Source organism: Methylocystis parvus OBBP, assembly GCF_027571405.1.
Classification (GTDB): Bacteria; Pseudomonadota; Alphaproteobacteria; order Rhizobiales; family Beijerinckiaceae; genus Methylocystis; species Methylocystis parva.
This window is the reverse complement of sequence record NZ_CP092968.1, coordinates 2,755,382-2,773,976: the sequence shown is the minus strand read 5'-3', so window position 1 is coordinate 2,773,976 and position 18,595 is coordinate 2,755,382. Positions and strand designations below refer to the sequence as shown.

The 18,595-nt window shown below is 64.7% G+C and carries 15 protein-coding genes; 7 read left to right on the top strand and 8 right to left on the bottom strand.

Features of this window, described 5'->3' with window-relative positions; all coding sequences use genetic code 11:
* Positions 1–283 precede the first annotated feature (283 nt).
* Positions 284–1,180: a hypothetical protein gene (locus MMG94_RS13465; protein WP_016921649.1), complete on the top strand. Its 897-nt coding sequence runs from the start codon at positions 284–286 to the stop codon at positions 1,178–1,180.
* A 97-nt stretch (positions 1,181–1,277) separates the two neighbouring features.
* Here MMG94_RS13465 and MMG94_RS13460 read toward each other — a convergent pair whose 3' ends face one another.
* Entirely contained in the window at positions 1,278–1,457 is a 180-nt protein-coding gene (locus MMG94_RS13460) for a hypothetical protein (RefSeq protein WP_016921648.1), read from the bottom strand.
* Positions 1,458–1,510: 53 nt separating this feature from the next.
* Between MMG94_RS13460 and mutS the strand changes: the two genes are divergently transcribed.
* Positions 1,511–4,159, top strand: a complete 2,649-nt coding sequence (gene mutS, locus MMG94_RS13455) for a DNA mismatch repair protein MutS (protein ID WP_016921647.1) — start codon at positions 1,511–1,513, stop codon at positions 4,157–4,159.
* Between the two features lie 8 nt (positions 4,160–4,167).
* Here mutS and MMG94_RS13450 read toward each other — a convergent pair whose 3' ends face one another.
* Positions 4,168–5,145: a CHAD domain-containing protein gene (locus MMG94_RS13450; RefSeq protein ID WP_016921646.1), complete on the bottom strand. Its 978-nt coding sequence runs from the start codon at positions 5,143–5,145 to the stop codon at positions 4,168–4,170.
* 274 nt (positions 5,146–5,419) lie between these two features.
* Here MMG94_RS13450 and MMG94_RS13445 point away from each other — a divergent pair, with 274 nt between their 5' ends.
* Entirely contained in the window at positions 5,420–6,850 is a 1,431-nt protein-coding gene (locus MMG94_RS13445; protein ID WP_016921645.1) for a homospermidine synthase, read from the top strand.
* 137 nt (positions 6,851–6,987) lie between these two features.
* Here MMG94_RS13445 and MMG94_RS13440 read toward each other — a convergent pair whose 3' ends face one another.
* A complete protein-coding gene (locus MMG94_RS13440) occupies positions 6,988–7,179 on the bottom strand; it encodes a hypothetical protein (RefSeq protein WP_016921644.1) in 192 nt (63 codons plus the stop codon).
* 554 nt (positions 7,180–7,733) lie between these two features.
* On the opposite strand from MMG94_RS13440, the gene MMG94_RS13435 reads away from it, so the two are divergent.
* The gene (locus MMG94_RS13435; protein ID WP_016921642.1) at positions 7,734–8,921 is read left to right on the top strand and encodes an NAD-dependent epimerase/dehydratase family protein; all 1,188 of its coding nucleotides are present in this window, start codon (positions 7,734–7,736) and stop codon (positions 8,919–8,921) included.
* 256 nt (positions 8,922–9,177) lie between these two features.
* Positions 9,178–10,299, top strand: a complete 1,122-nt coding sequence (locus MMG94_RS13430; protein WP_040579536.1) for a PA0069 family radical SAM protein — start codon at positions 9,178–9,180, stop codon at positions 10,297–10,299.
* A gap of 15 nt (positions 10,300–10,314) precedes the next feature.
* Here MMG94_RS13430 and MMG94_RS13425 read toward each other — a convergent pair whose 3' ends face one another.
* Entirely contained in the window at positions 10,315–10,788 is a 474-nt protein-coding gene (locus MMG94_RS13425; RefSeq protein ID WP_154419733.1) for a hypothetical protein, read from the bottom strand.
* Positions 10,789–10,908: 120 nt separating this feature from the next.
* On the opposite strand from MMG94_RS13425, the gene MMG94_RS13420 reads away from it, so the two are divergent.
* Positions 10,909–11,514, top strand: a complete 606-nt coding sequence (locus tag MMG94_RS13420) for a ribonuclease HII (RefSeq protein ID WP_016921639.1) — start codon at positions 10,909–10,911, stop codon at positions 11,512–11,514.
* Positions 11,515–11,656: 142 nt separating this feature from the next.
* Positions 11,657–12,835, top strand: coding sequence for a site-specific DNA-methyltransferase (locus MMG94_RS13415; protein WP_026016503.1), 1,179 nt, complete (start codon positions 11,657–11,659; stop codon positions 12,833–12,835).
* Between the two features lie 180 nt (positions 12,836–13,015).
* Here MMG94_RS13415 and uppP read toward each other — a convergent pair whose 3' ends face one another.
* The 4 genes from uppP to MMG94_RS13395 all read right to left on the bottom strand — a co-directional run bounded on the left by uppP (position 13,016) and on the right by MMG94_RS13395 (position 18,330).
* Positions 13,016–13,888, bottom strand: coding sequence for an undecaprenyl-diphosphatase UppP (uppP, locus tag MMG94_RS13410; RefSeq protein ID WP_016921637.1), 873 nt, complete (start codon positions 13,886–13,888; stop codon positions 13,016–13,018).
* 131 nt (positions 13,889–14,019) lie between these two features.
* Positions 14,020–15,732: an OFA family MFS transporter gene (locus MMG94_RS13405; RefSeq protein ID WP_154419735.1), complete on the bottom strand. Its 1,713-nt coding sequence runs from the start codon at positions 15,730–15,732 to the stop codon at positions 14,020–14,022.
* 143 nt (positions 15,733–15,875) lie between these two features.
* Positions 15,876–16,190: a hypothetical protein gene (locus MMG94_RS13400; protein WP_016921942.1), complete on the bottom strand. Its 315-nt coding sequence runs from the start codon at positions 16,188–16,190 to the stop codon at positions 15,876–15,878.
* Between the two features lie 166 nt (positions 16,191–16,356).
* Entirely contained in the window at positions 16,357–18,330 is a 1,974-nt protein-coding gene (locus MMG94_RS13395; RefSeq protein ID WP_016921941.1) for a protein meaA, read from the bottom strand.
* Between the last annotated feature and the right edge of the window lie 265 nt (positions 18,331–18,595).

Genomic DNA, 18,595 nt, shown 5'->3' with positions numbered 1-18,595 from the left:
GGCGCAGCATAGCCGGGGGCGGGCGGGATGGACAAGCGGGCGGGCGGGAGTCCGCCCGGACATCTGCGCGTCCTGGGGTTCGTCCCCGCTTTCAGCCCATGCCAGCATCGGGGCTCTCCTCGGAACAATCCCCGCCCGCCCCGCGTTCCCGCCTCACTTTTCACGCCCGGCGCCGTCGCGCGCCGACATGGAGGCGGGGATGAACAGCATCATTTATCTTGTCGGCTTGGTCGTGATCGTCATGGCGATCCTGTCTCTGCTCGGCCTGCGATAGGAGGGGCGCATGACGGACGTCATACGGCCCGGCTATGCGCCGGGCGCTCCCGTCGCCACGGAGCGCGCGGGTTTCGTCAGCGCCGTGGATTGGGGCGCGATCCTCGCGGGGGTCGCGGTCGCCACGGCGATTTCCTTCGTCATGGCGGCCTTCGGTTCGGGGATCGGGCTGTCGCTCGCCTCGCCTTACGAAGGCGCCTCGCCCATGACGCACGCCATCGCGCTGGCTTTGTGGGTCATCTGGGTCACCGTCGCGAGCTACGCCGCCGGCGGCTATGTCTGCGGGCGTCTGCGCCGGCGCAATATCGACGCGCCGCGCGAGGAGGCGGAGGTGCGCGACGGCGCCCATGGGCTCACCGTCTGGGCCACCTGCATGATCATCGTCGCGCTGGCGCTCGGCTCCTCGCTCTACAATCTCGGCAAGGCGGGCGTCGATACGGCGACTCAGCAGGCGCAAAAGAGCGGGCTCGTCTCCAACCCCGTCGATTACCGCGTCGATACGCTGATGCGGGGCGACGGCGGCGGCGCGCAGCGCGCCGGGACGCCCGCGCCGATCGCCACGACGGCGGATACGCGCCAGATCGTCTCGCGCATCATCGCGCGGGGGCAGGCCACGGGCGAGATCGGCGATCAGGACCGCATTTATCTGCAGAACCTGCTCGCCTCGAGCACGGGCCTCTCGCCGGCCGACGCCCGCGCGCGGGTCGATTCGGTCATGCAGCAGGTTCGCGACGACAACGCTCGCGCCAAGGACGTCGCGGACAAGGCGCGCAAGGCGGGAATCATGGCGAGCTTCATCGCCGCGGCCGCCATGCTGCTCGCGGCGGCGTCAGCCTGGAGCGGCGCGGTCATGGGCGGTCGCCATCGCGACGAAAATATCGGGCTGTCGGCGGCGATGCGCTGGTGAGAGGAGGCGAATATGGGCCGTTCGGTTTTATTGTGGCTGCTCGGGGTGCCGATCCCCATCATCATCCTGCTCGCTATGTGGCGCTAAAGACGCCTCATCACGGAATGTCGAAGACGAGCGGCGCGCCGTCCAATCCCTGGTCGGAAAGGACGAGCGCCCGCAGTCGCGTCGGGTCAGATGAAATGAAATAAAGCGCCTCCGGCTTGAGAGGCGCATTCGCGCCGTCATCGTCCTTCTGCTCGAGCGCCTTGGCGCCGTCCGCCCGAGGCGTCCACATGTAAAAGGCGCTGGCCGATGGCGCCGCCGTTTACGCGCCGCTAAACTGCCGCCATGAGCGAGAGAGCCACGGATCAGGCCGCCGCCGCGGCGCGCGCGACGCCGATGATCGCCCAATATATCGAGATCAAGTCGGCGAATGCGGATTGCCTGCTCTTCTATCGCATGGGCGATTTCTACGAATTGTTCTTCGACGATGCGGAAACCGCGTCGCGCGCTCTCGGGATCATGTTGACGAAGCGCGGCAAGCATCTGGGCGAAGACATTCCCATGTGCGGCGTGCCCGTCGAGCGCGCCAACGACTATCTGCAAAAGCTCATCGCGCTCGGCCATCGCGTCGCCGTCTGCGAGCAGATCGAAGATCCCGCCGAGGCCAGGAAGCGCGGCCCCAAATCGGTGGTGAAGCGCGACGTCGTGCGTCTCGTGACGCCCGGCACGATCACCGAAGACGCGCTGCTCGATCCGGCGCGCGCCAACGCTTTCGCGGCGGTCGCGCGCGTGAGGGACGCGAAGGGCGCGTGGCGCTACGGCGTCGCCAGCGTCGATATTTCGACCGGCGCTTTCACCGTGGTCCAATGCGCGGAGAACGAGCTTTCATCGACGCTCGCGCGTTTCGAGCCGCGCGAGATCGTCGCCGCCGAAAGCCTGTGCCGCGAAGAGGCGCTCGCGACCTTGTTCGTCAATCTCGGCGCGCCGGTCGCGCCGCTCGGACGCGAGGCCGGGGACGCTCCCCGGCGCCTGATGGATTTCTTCGGCGTCGCGACGCTCGAGGGTTTCGGCGCCCTGGGCGAAGCGGAGATTGCGGCCGCGGCGACCGCGATCCTTTATGTCGAGCGCACGCAGAAAGGGAGCCGCCCCGCCCTCGCGCGTCCCATGAGTCTGCGCGAAAGCGCGACGCTCGAAATCGACGCCGCGACGCGCGCCAATCTCGAACTCCTTCGCACGCTGTCGGGCGCGCGCGAGGGCTCTCTCCTTTCCGTCGTCGATCTCACCGCGACATCGGCGGGCGCGCGTCTGCTGGGAGAGCGCCTCGCGGCGCCGTCGACCGATCCCGCGCTGATCGCCGCGCGGCTCGACGCCGTGACTTTCTTTCTCGAAAGGTCGGAGATACGCGCGGCGTTGCGCGCCAAGCTTTCGCGCGCGCCCGATCTCGCCCGCGCCGTGTCGCGTCTCGCCTTGCAGCGCGGCGGTCCGCGCGACGTCGCAAGCGTCGGCGCCGCGCTCGCCGCCGCGCGCGACATTGCGGATCTGTTCGCCCGCGCCGAATCGCCGGCAAAGATTGCGCGCGACGTCGCGAGGCTTGCGGGCGCCGACGCCGGACTGGCGCAGGAGATCGCGCGTAGCCTCAAGGACAGCGCGCCGCTCGATAAACGCAATGGCGACTTCGTGCGCGAAGGCCGCGACGCGGAACTCGACGAAGCGAGGGCGTTGCGCGACGAAAGCCGCATCGTCATCGCCTCGCTGCAGGCGGGCTACGCCGAGGCGACGGGAACGAAACTCAAGATCAAGCACAATAATTTCTTAGGTTTCTTTCTCGAAGTGCCCGCCGCGCAAGGCGAGAAGCTTCTGCGCGACGAGACCTTCACGCATCGCCAGACCATGGCCGACGCCATGCGCTTCTCGACGCGCGAACTCGCCGATCTGCAAAGCCGGATCGCTTCCGCCGCCGATCGCGCTTTAGCGCGGGAGCTTGCGATTTTCGACGCCTTGTCGGCGGCCATTCTCGCCGGAGCCGACGAATTGCAGGCGCTGGCGCAGGCCTTTGCGCGTCTCGACGTGCTGGGCGCGCTCGCTGAGGTCGCCGAAAAGCGAAGCTGGACGCGGCCCTCTGTCGATCATTCCCTCGACTTTGCGATCGTCGCGGGCCGTCATCCGGTGGTCGAAGCGTCGCTTCAGGCGCAAGGCAAGGCCTTTGCGGCGAATGATTGCGATCTGACGGGCGAGAAAGCAGGCCGCATCGCCGTCGTCACAGGCCCGAACATGGCCGGCAAATCGACCTTTCTGCGTCAGAACGCGCTGATCGCGTTGCTTGCGCAGGCGGGCTCCTATGTGCCGGCCGCCGAAGCGCGCATCGGCGTCGTCGATCGCCTCTTCTCGCGCGTCGGCGCTTCGGACGATCTTGCGCGCGGACGCTCGACATTCATGGTCGAGATGGTGGAGACCGCCGCAATTCTCAACGGCGCGACGCAGCGCTCCCTCGTGATATTGGACGAAATCGGCCGCGGCACCGCGACCTTCGACGGCCTCTCCATCGCCTGGGCGACGATCGAGCATCTGCACGAGATCAATCGCGCGCGCGCGATTTTCGCGACGCATTTCCATGAGCTGACGCAGCTCACGAAACGCATGGCGCGGCTCGTCAATCTCACCATGAAAGTGACGGATCACGCGGGCGAGGTCGTCTTTCTTCATGAGGTGGTGAAAGGCGCGGCGGATCGATCCTATGGCGTGCATGTGGCGCAACTCGCGGGTCTCCCCGCAAGCGTCGTCGCGCGGGCGCACGCCATCCTCGCGGAATTGGAGGCCGCCGACCGGCGCGCCCCGGTCGAGGCGCTGATCGACGATCTTCCGCTCTTCAAACATGTCGTGGAGGCGGCGCAGTCCAGGGATGCGCTGCGCGAGACGTTGGCGCGGATCGATCCCGACCAGTTGAGCCCGCGCGAAGCGCTCGCAGCGTTATATGAGTTGAAAGGGAAAGCGTAGAGCCCGCGTCACTCCCAGAAAGGCGTCAGACCTTTCAGCCGCTTCTCGCTTTTCTTCGCATGCGCCGCGCCCGCCAGCGCCGCATGCGCGAACCAGCCGCGCACGAAGCCCGACGCGCGCAGGCTCGCTTCGCCATGCGCGTCGATCTCGTCGAGCAGCGCGTTCGCCATCTCCATATCGTTGTAGACGCCGAGCCCGTCCTGCATCTTGGCGAGCGCGAGGGAGAAGTCCTCCGCATCCTCGACATGCGAGAACAGGCTCTCGAAAAACTCGGCGCCGTAACGCGCCTTCTTCAGGGCGATGCGCAGTTGATGACGCTCCTCCGGGGCGCGCGCGGCGAGTCCCTTGGATTTCTTCAGCACGCGCTTGCGCAGTTTCGTGAGCGCCTCCCGCGCGAAAGGACGCGCCGAGCCTTCATCCGTCATACCGGGCGCCGCGGTCCAGTCTCGCTCGGCGACGGCCTTGCGGAAATCGGCGAGGAAGGCGGATGTCCCCGCGTCCGCCAGAGTCTCGCGCGCGCTGCGATAGGCCTTGGAGCGGTTGAATTCCAGCGCGTCGAGCAGAACGTGATAGCTCGCCTCCCGGGCCAGCGCGTCGCTCGGCGCGCCCTGCAGCATGTCGTGAAAAACGTCCCAATTGCGCGCCCGGCCCAGAACGCTTGCGATTTCCTTGGCGCGCGCGCGGCCGGCGTCGATCGATGGGCCGGACAAAGCCTTTTTGAAAAGACCGATCGCCGCGCGGAGCCGGCGCAGCGCGACGCGCATCTGATGAACGCTTTCTGGCGCCTGCGAATGGCGGAAGGCGTCGAGATTGGCCTCGAAATGATCGAGCGCCGCGAGAAAGACGCAGACGGCGGCGTCCTCCGTCGAGTCGCTCGCCAGCAATTTGACGGGGCCGGCCTTCTGCGCCGGAGCCGGCGCCTCGACCACATGCAGGGCCGGATTTTCCCCCGCCTGAGGATCTTGAGACCTTACCGAACGCGCCATTGGCTTACCTCTCGCTATAGAGGGCGCTCAACTGTGGTCATGCGATTGTCATAATCAAGCGCGCGGGCGCGGCAGGGCAAGTTATGCGCATGTGAGGGCGGCGGGATGATGACGTCGTTCACATGGCGGAACGCAGGATTTGGAGAAAAGTTCGCGCAAATGCGGCGGCGGCGCGCGCCGAACGCTGGGCCCTGCGGCGCCTGCACTTGATTAAGACGCCCGCCCCTGCTTTATCGCGGCGCAACATTCACCCCGCAGGCAGGAGTTTCCGCCAATGTCCGTATGGCCCGTCTATGGAAAAATCACCGGTCCGATCGTCTTGATCGGCTTCGGCTCCATCGGACGCGGCATCTTGCCTCTCATCGAACGGCATTTCGAATTCGACAAGAGCCGGTTCACGGTCATCGATCCGGTCGATACGCATCGACGCCTGCTCGATGAGCGCGGCGTCGCCTTCGTAAAGGACAAGCTTACTCCCGAGAATTATCGCGAGTTGCTGACGCCGCTGCTGACCAAGGGCGGCGGACAAGGCTTTATCGTCAATCTCTCGGTCGACGTCTCCTCGCTCGCGATCATACAGCTCGCCCGCGAGCTTAAGTGCCTTTACGTCGACACGGTCATCGAGCCCTGGCCGGGTTTCTATTTCGACAAGTCGAAGGGCAATAACGACCGCACCAATTACGCGCTGCGCGAGACGATTCTCGAAGAGCGCCGCAAGAATCCGGGCGGCTCCACGGCCGTGTCCTGCGTCGGCGCCAATCCGGGCATGGTCTCCTGGTTCGTCAAGCAGGCCATGGTCGACATCGCCAAGGATACGGGCGTCTTCGACAAGGAGCCCGCGAACCGCGCCGAATGGGGCGCGCTGGCGCAAAAGCTCGGCGTCAAGGGCATTCACATCGCCGAACGCGACACGCAGCGCGCGCGCGACCCCAAGCCCCTGAACGTGTTCGTCAACACCTGGTCGGTCGAGGGGTTCGTCTCCGAAGGCATGCAGCCGGCGGAGCTGGGCTGGGGCACGAATGAAAAATCATTGCCGGACATCGGCCGCACCCATGCGACGGGCTGCGGCGCTGCGATCTATCTGCTCTCGCCCGGCGCCAATACGCGCGTGCGCAGCTGGTGCCCGACGCCCGGCGCGCAATATGGCTTCCTCGTCACGCATAACGAAGCGATCTCGATCGCGGACTATCTGACCGTGCGCGAGGGCGACAAGGTCGTCTATCGTCCGACCTGCCATTACGCCTATCATCCGGCGAATGACGCGGTGCTGAGCCTGCACGAAATCTTCGGCGCCGCCGGCAAGATGCAGCCGAGCTGGAAGATTCTCGACGAGAACGAGATCGTCGACGGCATTGACGAGCTCGGCGTGCTGGTCTTCGGCCACGCCAAAAACGCCTATTGGTACGGTTCGCAGCTCTCCATCGAGGAGACGCGCGACCTCGCGCCCTATCAGAACGCGACCGGTTTGCAGGTCTCCTCCGCCGCGCTTGCGGGCATGGTGTGGGCGCTGGAGAATCCGGAGGCCGGCATCGTCGAGGCGGACGAGGTGGATTACAAGCGCTGCCTCGACGTGCAGACGCCTTATCTCGGCCCGGTGAAAGGCTATTACACGGACTGGACGCCGCTCGACGGCCGCCCGGGACTGTTCCCCGAGGATATCGACGAGAGCGATCCCTGGCAGTTCAAGAACATTCTCGTGAAGTAAGCGGCGCAACGCCCTCGACTTCGCAGCGAAATTCGTGGAGACGGCGCAACGGCGCCGTCTCTTTTTTTCGTGTCGAAGGGCGAGCCGTCTCGTCGATCGCGCAATGTCGGCGAGCGGCGTCGCCGAAAAAATCGGCGTCACACCCAAGGCGAAGATGGAAAGCCGCGCTCTGGCGCCGACGAGAAGCCGGGCCGCGCCGGCGCAGGCGTCGATATCGACGCCAGGGACGGAATGGCGGCTCCGATCGCATAGAAGGCGAGCGCCGGCGCGGTGACGAGCGGCGATGAAGCGAAGCGTCCCCGCGCAAAATCGAAATTTAGCGACTCCATAACGACTTGCCTTTCATCACGGAGTCCTTGCTCCGGCGATGGCGATTTTCGTGTCCTTCGCAAGGACGCGCGATACGCCGTCGCACAGGGAAAGAACTGTTCGAAACGCATTCCCCAATCTGGACTCGCCGCAACCGATCGCTACTGTCGGAATTCGATCGATCGCCGCGCAATTGGATTGCTTCTTGCTCTTGATCGGAACGATTTTTTTGAAAGGAGCGCCATTGCTCGCATTCGACAGCGCGGCGTTGGTCGCGAGCGGACAAGGCCCATTTCGCCCATCTCCGCTTCCAATCAGGCGAATTCGCACGGCCACGCGGCGCGGCGGCGGCTCGCGCGCGCGCCGGGCGGTCGAGACGGGGCTTAGCTCACCGCTTCCCATATCCCGGAGGTTCGATCGCAAAGTCCTCTCTTTGCTCCGAAATGAAGCAGTTGCATCGAAACGCGCCGGCGCTTCCCTGGCTCTGCGCATGAGAATGCAACGTCATTCGACGTCTTGAGGCGCGTCGTCTCGCAGTTCGTATTTTCACAGCGGTCAAATAAAGGAGGCCATCGTGGCGCGCGTTCTCGTTATCGGCGGAACCGGTTATCTCGGCAGCTTGATTGGCGCGACTTTGCTGGAGAAGACGCAGGACTTTGTCGTGCTCGCCGCGCGGCCGGGCCATCAGAGAGACGATATTGTCGCAAGGCTGCGCATGGAGATGACCGCCGCGGGGGATCCTGACGGCGCGGCGCTGGAGCGGCTGCGCATCGTGCGCCTCCCCGCCCCCGGCGACAGCAGAGGCTTTTCCAGCCTTTTCCGTGAGAACAGAATCGACGAGGTGATCAACTGCGCGGGCGCCGTGCATTATTTCGACGTCGAGGCCCTACAGGCGTCGACCATCGATCTCGTCAACGATCTGCTCAGGGCGTCGAAGGAAGCGCGCATCAACCGCTTCATTCATGTTTCAACCGCTTTCGCCTGCGGCTTTTCCCTCGAGCCTTCCGTCGAGGCGCTTCTGCCGGAGCCGCCCGCCGACCCGACGCCCTATACGCGATTCAAACGGCGCTCCGAATATCTCGTCGCGGAAAGCGGCCTGCCCTTTATCATTTTGCGTCCGAGCATCGTTATCGGCGACAGCCGCGACGGCCATTATTTCGGTCCGGACTATGGCGTCTATCAATATTGGGAGTCCTTCGCCAAAGTCATGATGGACCGCTACCGCGACACGATCCATGTCGTCGCGAGCGATCATTCCCTGCCGCTCGTGCATCAGGACGCTTTCGTCTCGACTCTCCTCGCCGTGCGGGCGCGCGGCGCTTGCGGCGCCTTCGTCAATGTCGTTTCGCCTGAAGAGCAGTTGCCGAGCGTGAAGGCGCTGTGGCGGCAATATTGCGATCTCGTCGTGCGCCCGCATCGTCTCTTCTGCTACGATTCGATTGAGGAGGCGCCGGTCCGCGAGCTCGATACGCGGCACAGGGCTTTCCTCAACATCACCGCGATCAACAGCCGGATTTCGAGCTGGGGCTGGCGCTTCGACACGACGCACCGCGACCGCCTGATCGAAGAGGGGCTGGTCTTTCCGCCGGTGACGCTGCAGTCGGTGCGCAAATGCCAGAGCCGTTTCGTCGCCTCATCGCCCGCCACGCGCGATTATCTGCAGAAATTCGAGCAGCTCTTCCCAGACGCGCCGAAGCAGCCGCGCGCCCGCGCGCTCGCCGACGCGCTGGCGGAGGGGCCGGGCGGAAGCTGGCTCCTGTAAAGCAAAGCGCGCCGCCCGCTCCCCCGGGCGGCCGGCTTTCCGCGATCGCGCCGCCGGCGCTTCGGCAAGCCTCTTGCGCGCGTCCCCCTTGCGCGCGTAAAAAATGTTCTTTATTTGTTCCTTATTCGCGATATGTTCCGATCCGGCAGGTCGAGCCGGGCGGGAACGCCAAGTCCCCAGAGTCGCGATATGGGAGGCCGGCGGCGCCGGTCTCCCATCGATGCTTTATCGGGGCGGGTTCTCTTGGGAGCACGTCATGAGCCGGCTCGCGATCTCTCCTGATCCGCAACTCGCGGTCCCGCCGGGGCCGCTGGTCGACGCCGAGCGACGGCGCGGGCGCGGCGCGCTCTCCAAGCGCAGCGGCCGCTTTGAGAAGGAGGCGCGCGAGGAGATCGACGACGGTTGGGGCTCGCTCGACAGTCTCGACGCGCTGAAGACGAATATTCATGTCGAGAAGCCGCGCGCCATCGTTACGCGCAACGATTCTCCCGACATCTCGTTCGATCGCTCGATCAATCCCTATCGAGGCTGCGAGCATGGCTGCGTCTACTGCTTCGCGCGGCCGACTCACGCTTATATGGGCCTTTCGCCGGGCCTCGATTTCGAGACGGAGCTTTTCGTCAAGGAAGGCGCGGCGCAGCTTCTCGAGCGCGAATTATCCGCGCCCCGATATGTCCCGAAGACGATCGCAATCGGCACGAACACCGATCCGTATCAGCCGATCGAGAGACGCCATCGCGTCATGCGATCGATTCTGGAAATCCTGGCGCGGGCGAAGCATCCGGTGGCGATCGTCACCAAATCCGCGCTCGTGCTGCGCGATCTCGATCTTCTCGCGCCGATGGCGGAACAGGGTCTCGCGAAAGTCGCCATCTCCGTCACGACTCTCGATCCGGGTCTCGCGCGCATCATGGAGCCGCGCGCGGCGACGCCTGCGCGGCGGATCGAGGCGATCGAAAAATTAGCCGCCGCGGGCGTCCCCGTCGCCGTCATGACGGCGCCGGTCATTCCCGCCGTCAATGACGACGAGATCGAAGCCATATTGACCCGCGCTCACGCTGCTGGCGCGCGCGAGGCAGGCTACGTCATGCTGCGTCTGCCGCTCGAATTGCGCGATCTTTTCAGCGAATGGCTCGTCGCCAATTTTCCCGACAAAGCGCGCCGCGCATTGTCGCTGGTCCGTTCGACGCGCGGCGGCAAGATCTACGACTCGACCTTCGGCAAGCGCATGACGGGCGAGGGGCCCTATGCATGGATGGTCGGCCGGCGTTTCGAAATCGCCGCCAAGCGCATCGGCTTCGGGCAATCGCAGACGAAGCTTCGCGCCGATCTCTTCGAGCCGCCGCGCCGCGGTCCGCAGCAGCTCGCGCTTTTCTGAGCGAACGCCGTTTGATCAATGACGAAGGGAGATGAAGAAGCGCAGCAGCACGATCAGCGCGGCGACCGACGCCACGCCGATCAGGCCGTAGAATATGTTCAGCGTCGCGCTCAGAGCGGGATGTTCGCGTCTGAAGCCGCTAGCCCTGCTTGGCGAGAGCCGCGCAATCGTGGCTTCGGCGAGATAGCGATAGGTCGCGACGCGGCGCCCGGTGTTTTCGCCGAGACCATAGACGGAGAATTCCTGTTCGTTCGGCGGACGCCCCTGCGCCTTTTCGAAATCCCGCATCCAATCGATCTTGTTCTGCTTGTAGAGCGAATAGGCGACGAGGCCGACGAGATCGTCGTCGCTCGAAACGAGCTTGCCGAAAATCCCCTTGGCGCGCCCGGCGTCGGACGGCCCGGGCGCGGTCGTCGTCAATGCGGGCAGGCTCTCATCGACGACGGGCGCCAGGGCCTGTTCGACTGGCGCTTGAATGTCTTCATCCATGGGAAGCTCCGATAAGGGCGCGGGCGGGAATTTCACGCGACGGGCGGCCGCCAAAGCGGTTAAAGTCTTAGCAAGGCATCGGCCGGCGACGCAAAGAAGCTCATATTTGCGAGGGTTGGAATGGGTCCCGATTTTCGTCTCGAAAGCCGCCTGCATCGGCAGGGCGTCTGGCCGGTGGCCGGGGTCGACGAAGTGGGGCGCGGCCCCCTCGCCGGCCCGGTCGCCGCCGCCGCGGTGATTCTCGATCCCAAGCGCCTGCCGCGCGGCTTGAACGATTCGAAGGCGTTGACGCAAAAGCAGCGCGAGGAAGCTTTCGAGGCGATCATGTCCCGGGCGCTCGCGGTCAGCGTCGCTTTCGTTACGCCGGCGGAGATCGACGCGATGAACATCCGGCAAGCTTCGCTCGCCGCCATGGCGCGCGCCGTCTCCAGCCTGTCGAACGCCCCCGCCTTCGTTCTGGTGGACGGCTCCGATCCGCCGCGTCTTTCCTGTCCGACGCGCGCCATCGTGAAAGGCGACGCGCTGGCGCTTTCCATCTCCGCCGCCTCCATCGTCGCGAAAGTCGCGCGCGACGCGATGATGCGACGACTCGGCGCAATTTATCCGCAATATGGCTTCGAAACGAATGTGGGCTACGCCGCCAGGCGCCATCTCGAGGCCTTGCGCGAAAACGGCCCGACTCCCGTTCATCGCCTGAGTTTCTCGCCGCTGCGCGAGATCCGGTGACGGCGCGCGTTACGGCTAAGTTTGTTCTTTCATTAAGATATCCGTTCGAAAAAGAGACGCATCCCAACTGCGCTCCTATACGCGGCTTTTACCTCATTCCGGCAATATCGCACGTGTTGGTAGCGTATGCGGTGTTGAGTTCATGAGTAGCGCGCGCGTCGGGGCGGCCCGCCTCCAAACCCGGATAAAGGTCATGCGTACCGGGTCTTCCCTTGCGGGGCCGCTCCACGCTGCGCCGGCGCGCAACGCGATCCTTCAAGGCGACTGCGTCGAACTGATGCACGGCCTTCCGGCGGAAAGCGTCGACCTCGTCTTCGCCGATCCGCCTTACAATCTCCAGCTCGCCAACAAACTGACGCGTCCCGATCAGAGCCTCGTCGACGCGGTCGACGACGACTGGGATAAATTCACCGACTTCGCGGCCTATGACGTTTTCACCCGCGACTGGCTTGCCGCCGCGCGCCGCGTGATGAAGCCGACCGCGACGATCTTCGTCATCGGCTCCTATCACAACATTTTTCGCGTCGGCGCGATCATGCAGGATCTCGGATTCTGGATCCTGAACGACATCGTGTGGCGCAAGAACAATCCGATGCCGAATTTCCGCGGCCGCCGTTTCACCAATGCGCACGAAACGATGATCTGGGCGGCGCGCGACGCTTCGGTGAAAAAATACACCTTCAATTACGAAGCGCTCAAAGCCGGCAACGAAGATTGCCAGATGCGTTCCGACTGGCTGTTGCCGATCTGCACGGGCTCCGAGCGTTTGAAGGATTCGCAGGGACGCAAGGCGCATCCCACGCAAAAACCGGAAACGCTTCTCGCCCGCGTCATTCTCTCGGCGTCAAACGCCGGCGACCTCATTCTTGATCCTTTCTTTGGAACGGGAACGACGGGCGCCGTCGCGAAGCGTTTGCGTCGCGATTATGTCGGTCTCGAGCGTGAAAGCGGATACGCCAAAGCCGCCGCTGCGCGCATCGCCGCGATCGAACCCTTGCCGGAAGACGCCGTCTCGGCGGCGCCGTCGAAGCGCGCCGAGCCGCGCATCGCCTTTGCAAGTCTCATCGAGAGCGGATTGATCGCGCCCGGCGCGACGCTCACCGACGTCAAAAAGCGTCACATGGCGACCGTGCGCGCCGATGGAACATTGTCGCTTTCGGGTTTCGTCGGTTCGATTCACAAGACCGGCGCGCTGGCGCAAGGACTGCCGGCCTGCAATGGCTGGACCTTCTGGCATTACGAAGAGAAGAAGGGCCGCCTCGCGCCGATCGACGAATTGCGCGCGCAGATTCGCGAGAGATTGCGCGCAGCGGCGGAATAAACGTCAAACACCGTCATTGCGAGCGAAGCGAAGCAATCCAGAATCACAATCACGGTTCTGGATTGCGCAGCTTCGCTCGCAACGATGGCGACGTTTGTCTCTTAAACAATCACGCGGCGTTCAGGCGGAATCGCCTGAACCGCAGACAACGCGATCGATTGGTTTACAGCGCCGCCTTTCTTAGATCAGGAATCCGCCGTAAAAGCCCACGAGCAGCAGGACGCCGATGAAAGCGCGATAGGCGACGAAGGGCCAGGCCGAGAAGCGTTCGAGAATGCGCAGCAGGCCCCAGATCGCCGCGAAAGCGGAGATCGACGCGACAAGCAGTCCGACCGACAGCACCGACCAGCCGTGGAAATCGAGATGCGCCTTGTGCAATTCCCACAATTCCTTCAGCCCGGCGAGCGCAATGGCCGGCAGGCCGAGCAGGAATGAGAAGCGCGCCGCTTCTTCCCGCTTGAGATCGAGGAACAGCGCGGCGGTCAAAGTCGAGCCGGAACGGGAGACGCCGGGAATGAGCGCGCCGACCTGCGCGAAGCCAACGATCATCGCGTCCTTCAGGCTCACATGATCGAGCGTGCGCTTGTGATTGCAGTAGAGCTCGGCGATGGCGAGCAGCGCCGCCATCACGATGCAGGAAATGCCGATGACCGGCAGAGACCGCAGGGGCGAGCCGCAGGTGTTCAGCGTATGCGACAGCAGGATGCCGGTGAGCCCGATCGGAATGGTCGCGAGCCCGATCCAGAAGACGAAGCGGAAGCTCCAGTCGTTGAAGTCGCGCCGTCTGACGGCCGCGAGCGAACCCACCGCGAGCGTGCGGATGTCGCCCCAGAAATAGCTCACGACCGCCGCGAGCGCCGCGAGTTGCATGGCGGCGGAGAAAGCCGAACCCGGATCCTTCCAGCCGAGCAGCGCGGGCACGATGCGCATATGAGCGGTGGAGGAAATCGGCAGCAGCTCGGAAATGCCCTGAACCACTCCGAGCGCCGCCACCTTCATATAACCGAGATCGACGAAACCCGTATCGAGACCATTGGTGCAAGCCGAGGCCATGTCATTCCCTGTCGAGGCTGCGCGGGGGGCGCCAGGAGCGTTCACCATGACGCGCATTTGGTTAATGGACAGGAAATGTGGCGGCGGCGCGAAGCCGCCGCTTCCCACATATCCGGCTGAAAGTCGGCCAGCTATTTGAACAGCGCCATGGCCTTGAGGCCGGTCATTGAGACGCCCCAGGCGAGGGGAATTCCGACGGCGAGCCAGGCGAGGATCAGGGCCGGGGAGAGCCCGGCGGGCGGGGTTCGCGCGGCGGGGACCGGAGCGGGGTCTTCGGGCGGCTCCAGCCCCTCCTCGACGAAGTCCTCGAAATCGGCGCGCGGCTCCTTCTCTTCTTCCTTCACGGCGGCGACGCTGGTCTTCTTCGCCGCCGCGACCTCCGCGTCGCTCATGTAGAATTTCTCGGCCACGGGGCCGACGAGGAGATTGCAGGCGAGGCCGGCGAGCAGCAGACCGGCCAGCACATACATGGTCTGATTATAGGCCGCCTCGCGCGGCACGCCGATCGAAAGCTGATATTCGCGGATGTAATTGACCAGCACCGGGCCGAGCACGCCCGCCGTCGACCAGGCGGTCAGTAGTCTGCCATGGATCGCGCCGACATAATGCGTGCCGAAAATATCGGCGAGATAGGCGGGAATGGTCGAGAAGCCGCCGCCATACATGGTGATGATCACGGCGAAGAGCAGCACGAAGAGGAAAACCACGCCGCCCTTCGCCGCGAAGGGAACCGCGGCGTAGAGCAGGAAGCCCACGACGAAGAAGATGGCGTAGGTTCCCTTGCGGCCGAAGGCGTCGGAGGCCGAGGCCCAGCCGATGCGGCCGCCAATGTTGCACAGGCTCAGAAGACCGGTGAAGCCCGCCGCGATGGCGGCGATCGCCTTCTTCTGGTCGGCGTTGAGCGCGTCGAAGCCGAGATCGACGCCGATCAGCTTGCCGCCGAACACCTCCTGCAGCATGGGCGAGGCCATGCCGAGCACGCCGATGCCGGCCGAGACGTTGAGGCAGAGCACGCCCCAGAGCAGCCAGAATTGCGGGGTCTTCCAGGCGACGTCGAGATGGACGTGGCGATGGGTGACCATGGCGTTGGCGGCCGGGGCGGGCGGCGTCCAGCCGGCGGGCGCCCAGCCCTCGGGCGGCACGCGATAGCCGAGCGCGCCGGAGACCATGAAGACGAAATAGATGGCGGCGAGGGCGACGAAAGTCTGCCAGACGCCGGGCGATGAAGGCGTCGCGAAATAGCCCATGAGCTTGTCGGCGAGCGGCGCGCCGATCATGGCGCCGCCGCCAAAGCCCATAATGGCGAGGCCGGTGGCGAGGCCGCGGCGGTCGGGGAACCATTTGATGAGGGTCGAGACCGGCGAGATATAGCCGAGCCCCAGCCCGACGCCGCCAATGACGCCGGAGCCGATCCAGATCATCCAGATCTGGTGCAGAAAGACGCCGAGCGCGGAAATGAGCAGGCCGCCGCACCAGCAGCAGGCGGCGGCGAGGCCGGCCTTGCGGGGGCCCGCCGTCTCCAGCCAATGGCCGAAGATGGCGGCGGAGGAGCCGAGCAGCACGAAGAACAGCGTGAAGGTCCAGCCCAGCATGCTGATCTTCCAGTCGCAATTCGTCGCGACGATCTGCGCCAGCACGCCCATATCGGCCGGGCAGTCCTTCGGCGCGGCGCCGCCGACGACGCGCGACAGCGGCAGCCAGAAGACCGAGAAGCCATAGGCCATGCCGATGCAAAGATGAATCGCCAGCGCCGCCGGCGGAACCAGCCAGCGATTGAAAGCGGGAGAGGCGATCGTCCGTTCGCGGGAAAGGAAACTCGGCTTCGGCGCAACCGCGACGTCCATCTCTCGACCTTTCCGGGCGCTAAAGGCGCCGACTGACGCTCATGCAAAGACAGAATCTTTGCATATCGCGCTGCGAAAGATTGTTCAATGAATGACGCCCGTCAGGACGCTCCCGAGTCGAGCGAGAAAAGCCGTCGGCTCCCTCATTCGATGCCGTTGTTGCGGCTGCGCGTCATCCAGGCGTCGCTCAGGCGCTTGGAAATTTGGCCCGGATCGGTGAGAGGCTCCCGCGCCTGCGCCAGCGCGCCGCGAACGGCCGAGGCCTCGGAGGGCAGCAGCGCGATCGGCCCCGCCATATGCGTGGCGTTGGGAACGGCGGCGAGGATCGCCTCGCGATTGGGATGGGTCAAAACTTCCACGACCTCATCCGCGACGGGATCGCGATCGACGCAGACATAGGGTCCGATGACTTCGATCGCGCGCCCGTCGGATGTGTTTCGAATGAACGTGACTTGCATCTTTTCACCGCCCGGTCCGGGTTGATCTTCGCCTCTTCGAGGCGCGGCTTCGGGGCGGCGATGTCGACAAATGTCCGGAATCGCCCCGACGCCTGCGATCAAGCAATTCGGGCGCCTATCGCAGGAGCGCCGGTTCGGCCCATGCTCGGCGAGAGGACGTCGCTCCTCACCCCACGCTCTTCTCGATGATCCCGGCCAGATCCGTCATAATCACGTTCAGATCGTAATTCTTCGGCGTATAGACCGCCGCGACCCCCGCTTCGAGCAGCAGCTTCTCGTCCGCCGGGGGGATGATGCCGCCGACGACGAGCGGGGCCGAGACGCCCTCTTCCTTCATCAGCCGCATCACTTCATGGGCCAACGTCACATGTGAGCCGGAGAGGATGGAGAGGCCGACGCAATGCACGCCTTCCTTCTTCGCGGTCTCGACCAGCTCCGCAGGCGTGGAGCGGATGCCGGCGTAGATCACGTCGAAGCCCGCGTCGCGCGCGCGCACGGCGATCTGCTCGGCGCCGTTGGAATGGCCGTCGAGGCCGGGCTTGCCGACCAAGAACTTGGCGCGGGAGCCGATCTTGTGGGAGACGCGCTCGACCTCGCCGCGCACCTTGTCGAGCTGACCGCCGACCTGGCGCGCCGTGGAGGAGACGCCCGTCGGCGCGCGATATTCGCCGAAAATGCCGCGCAGCACATTGCCCCATTCGCCGGTCGTGACGCCAGCCTTGGCGGCGGCGATGGAGGGTTCGACCATATTGCGGCCTTCCTTGGCGGCGCGGGCGAGCTCCTCGATCGCGGCTTGCGCGGCCTTGTCGTCGCGGCTGTCGCGCCAGGCCTTCAGCCGTGCGATCTGATCCGCCTCGACGCCTTCCGGCACGACCATGATCGCGTCTTCGCCGGTGGCGAGCGGCGAGGGCTCAGTCGAGGTGAATTTGTTGACGCCGACGACGGTCTGCTCGCCGGCCTCGATCGCTTCGAGCCGCGCCGTGTTGGATTCGACGAGCTTCGACTTCATATAGCCGATCTCGACGGCGGCGGCCGCGCCGCCGAGCTCGTCGATCTTCTTCAGCTCGGCCATGGCCTCGGCTTTCAGCTCGGCGACCTTGCGGGCGATCTCCGGATTGCCGTCGAAAATGTCGCCATATTCGAGCAGATCGGTCTCATAGGCCATGATCTGCTGCATGCGCAGCGACCATTGCTGATCCCACGGACGCGGCAGGCCGAGCGCCTCGTTCCAGGCCGGAAGCTGCACGGCGCGGGCGCGGGCGTTCTTCGAAAGAACGACGGCCAGCATTTCGATCAGGATGCGATAGACGTTGTTTTCCGGCTGCTGCTCGGTGAGGCCCAGCGAATTGACCTGCACGCCGTAACGGAAGCGGCGCATTTTCTCGTCCTTCACGCCGTAGCGCTCGCGGGTGATCTCCTCCCACAGCTCCGTGAAGGCGCGCATCTTGGAGAGTTCGGTGACGAAGCGCATGCCCGCGTTGACGAAGAAGGAGATGCGGCCGACGACCTGGGCGAAATCCTCGTCCGACATGCCGGCGGCCTTGACGCCGTCGAGGATCGCCACCGCCGTCGCCAGCGCATAAGCCAATTCCTGCGCCGGCGTCGCGCCTGCTTCCTGCAAATGATAGGAGCAAACGTTCATCGGGTTGAATTTGGGGCACTCCTTCGTGGTGAAGAGAATAAGGTCCTGCGTCAGGCGCAGCGACTGTTTCGGCGGAAACACATAGGAGCCGCGCGAAAGATATTCCTTGATGATGTCGTTCTGCGTCGTGCCCTGCAGTTTTACACGCGGCGCCCCCTGCTCTTCCGCAGCGGCGATATAGAGCGACATCAGCCATACGGCGGTGGCGTTGATGGTCATCGACGTGTTCATCTCGGCGAGCGGGATGCCGTCGAAAAGGGTCCGCATGTCGCCCAGATGCGAGACCGGCACGCCGACCTTGCCGACTTCGCCGCGCGAGAGGATGTGGTCGCTGTCGTAACCGGTCTGGGTCGGCAGGTCGAAGGCGATGGAGAGACCCGTCTGGCCCTTGGCGAGGTTCGAACGATAGAGCCGGTTGGACGCGGCGGCCGTCGAGTGGCCCGCATAGGTGCGGAACATCCAGGGCTTGTCGCGACGCGGGGCGGTCATGTCGTTCATCGTGGTCCTCCTCGAAATGCTGCGATAGCACAGAAGGAGGTTTTGACAAGTTGCGGCTTGGTCGCGGCGTGGCTCCGAATCCAGGTTAACGACGCGTCATCTCACCACGTCATGGCCGCGCTTGTCGCGGCCATCCACGCCACGCCACAAATCTGAGAACGTTAGCCGAACATACCGTCCGCGCGATGCGTTTCGCGATCGTTCCGGCGTGGATGCCCGCGACAAGCGCGGGCATGACGGCGGAAAGTGAGCTGAAATTAATCCG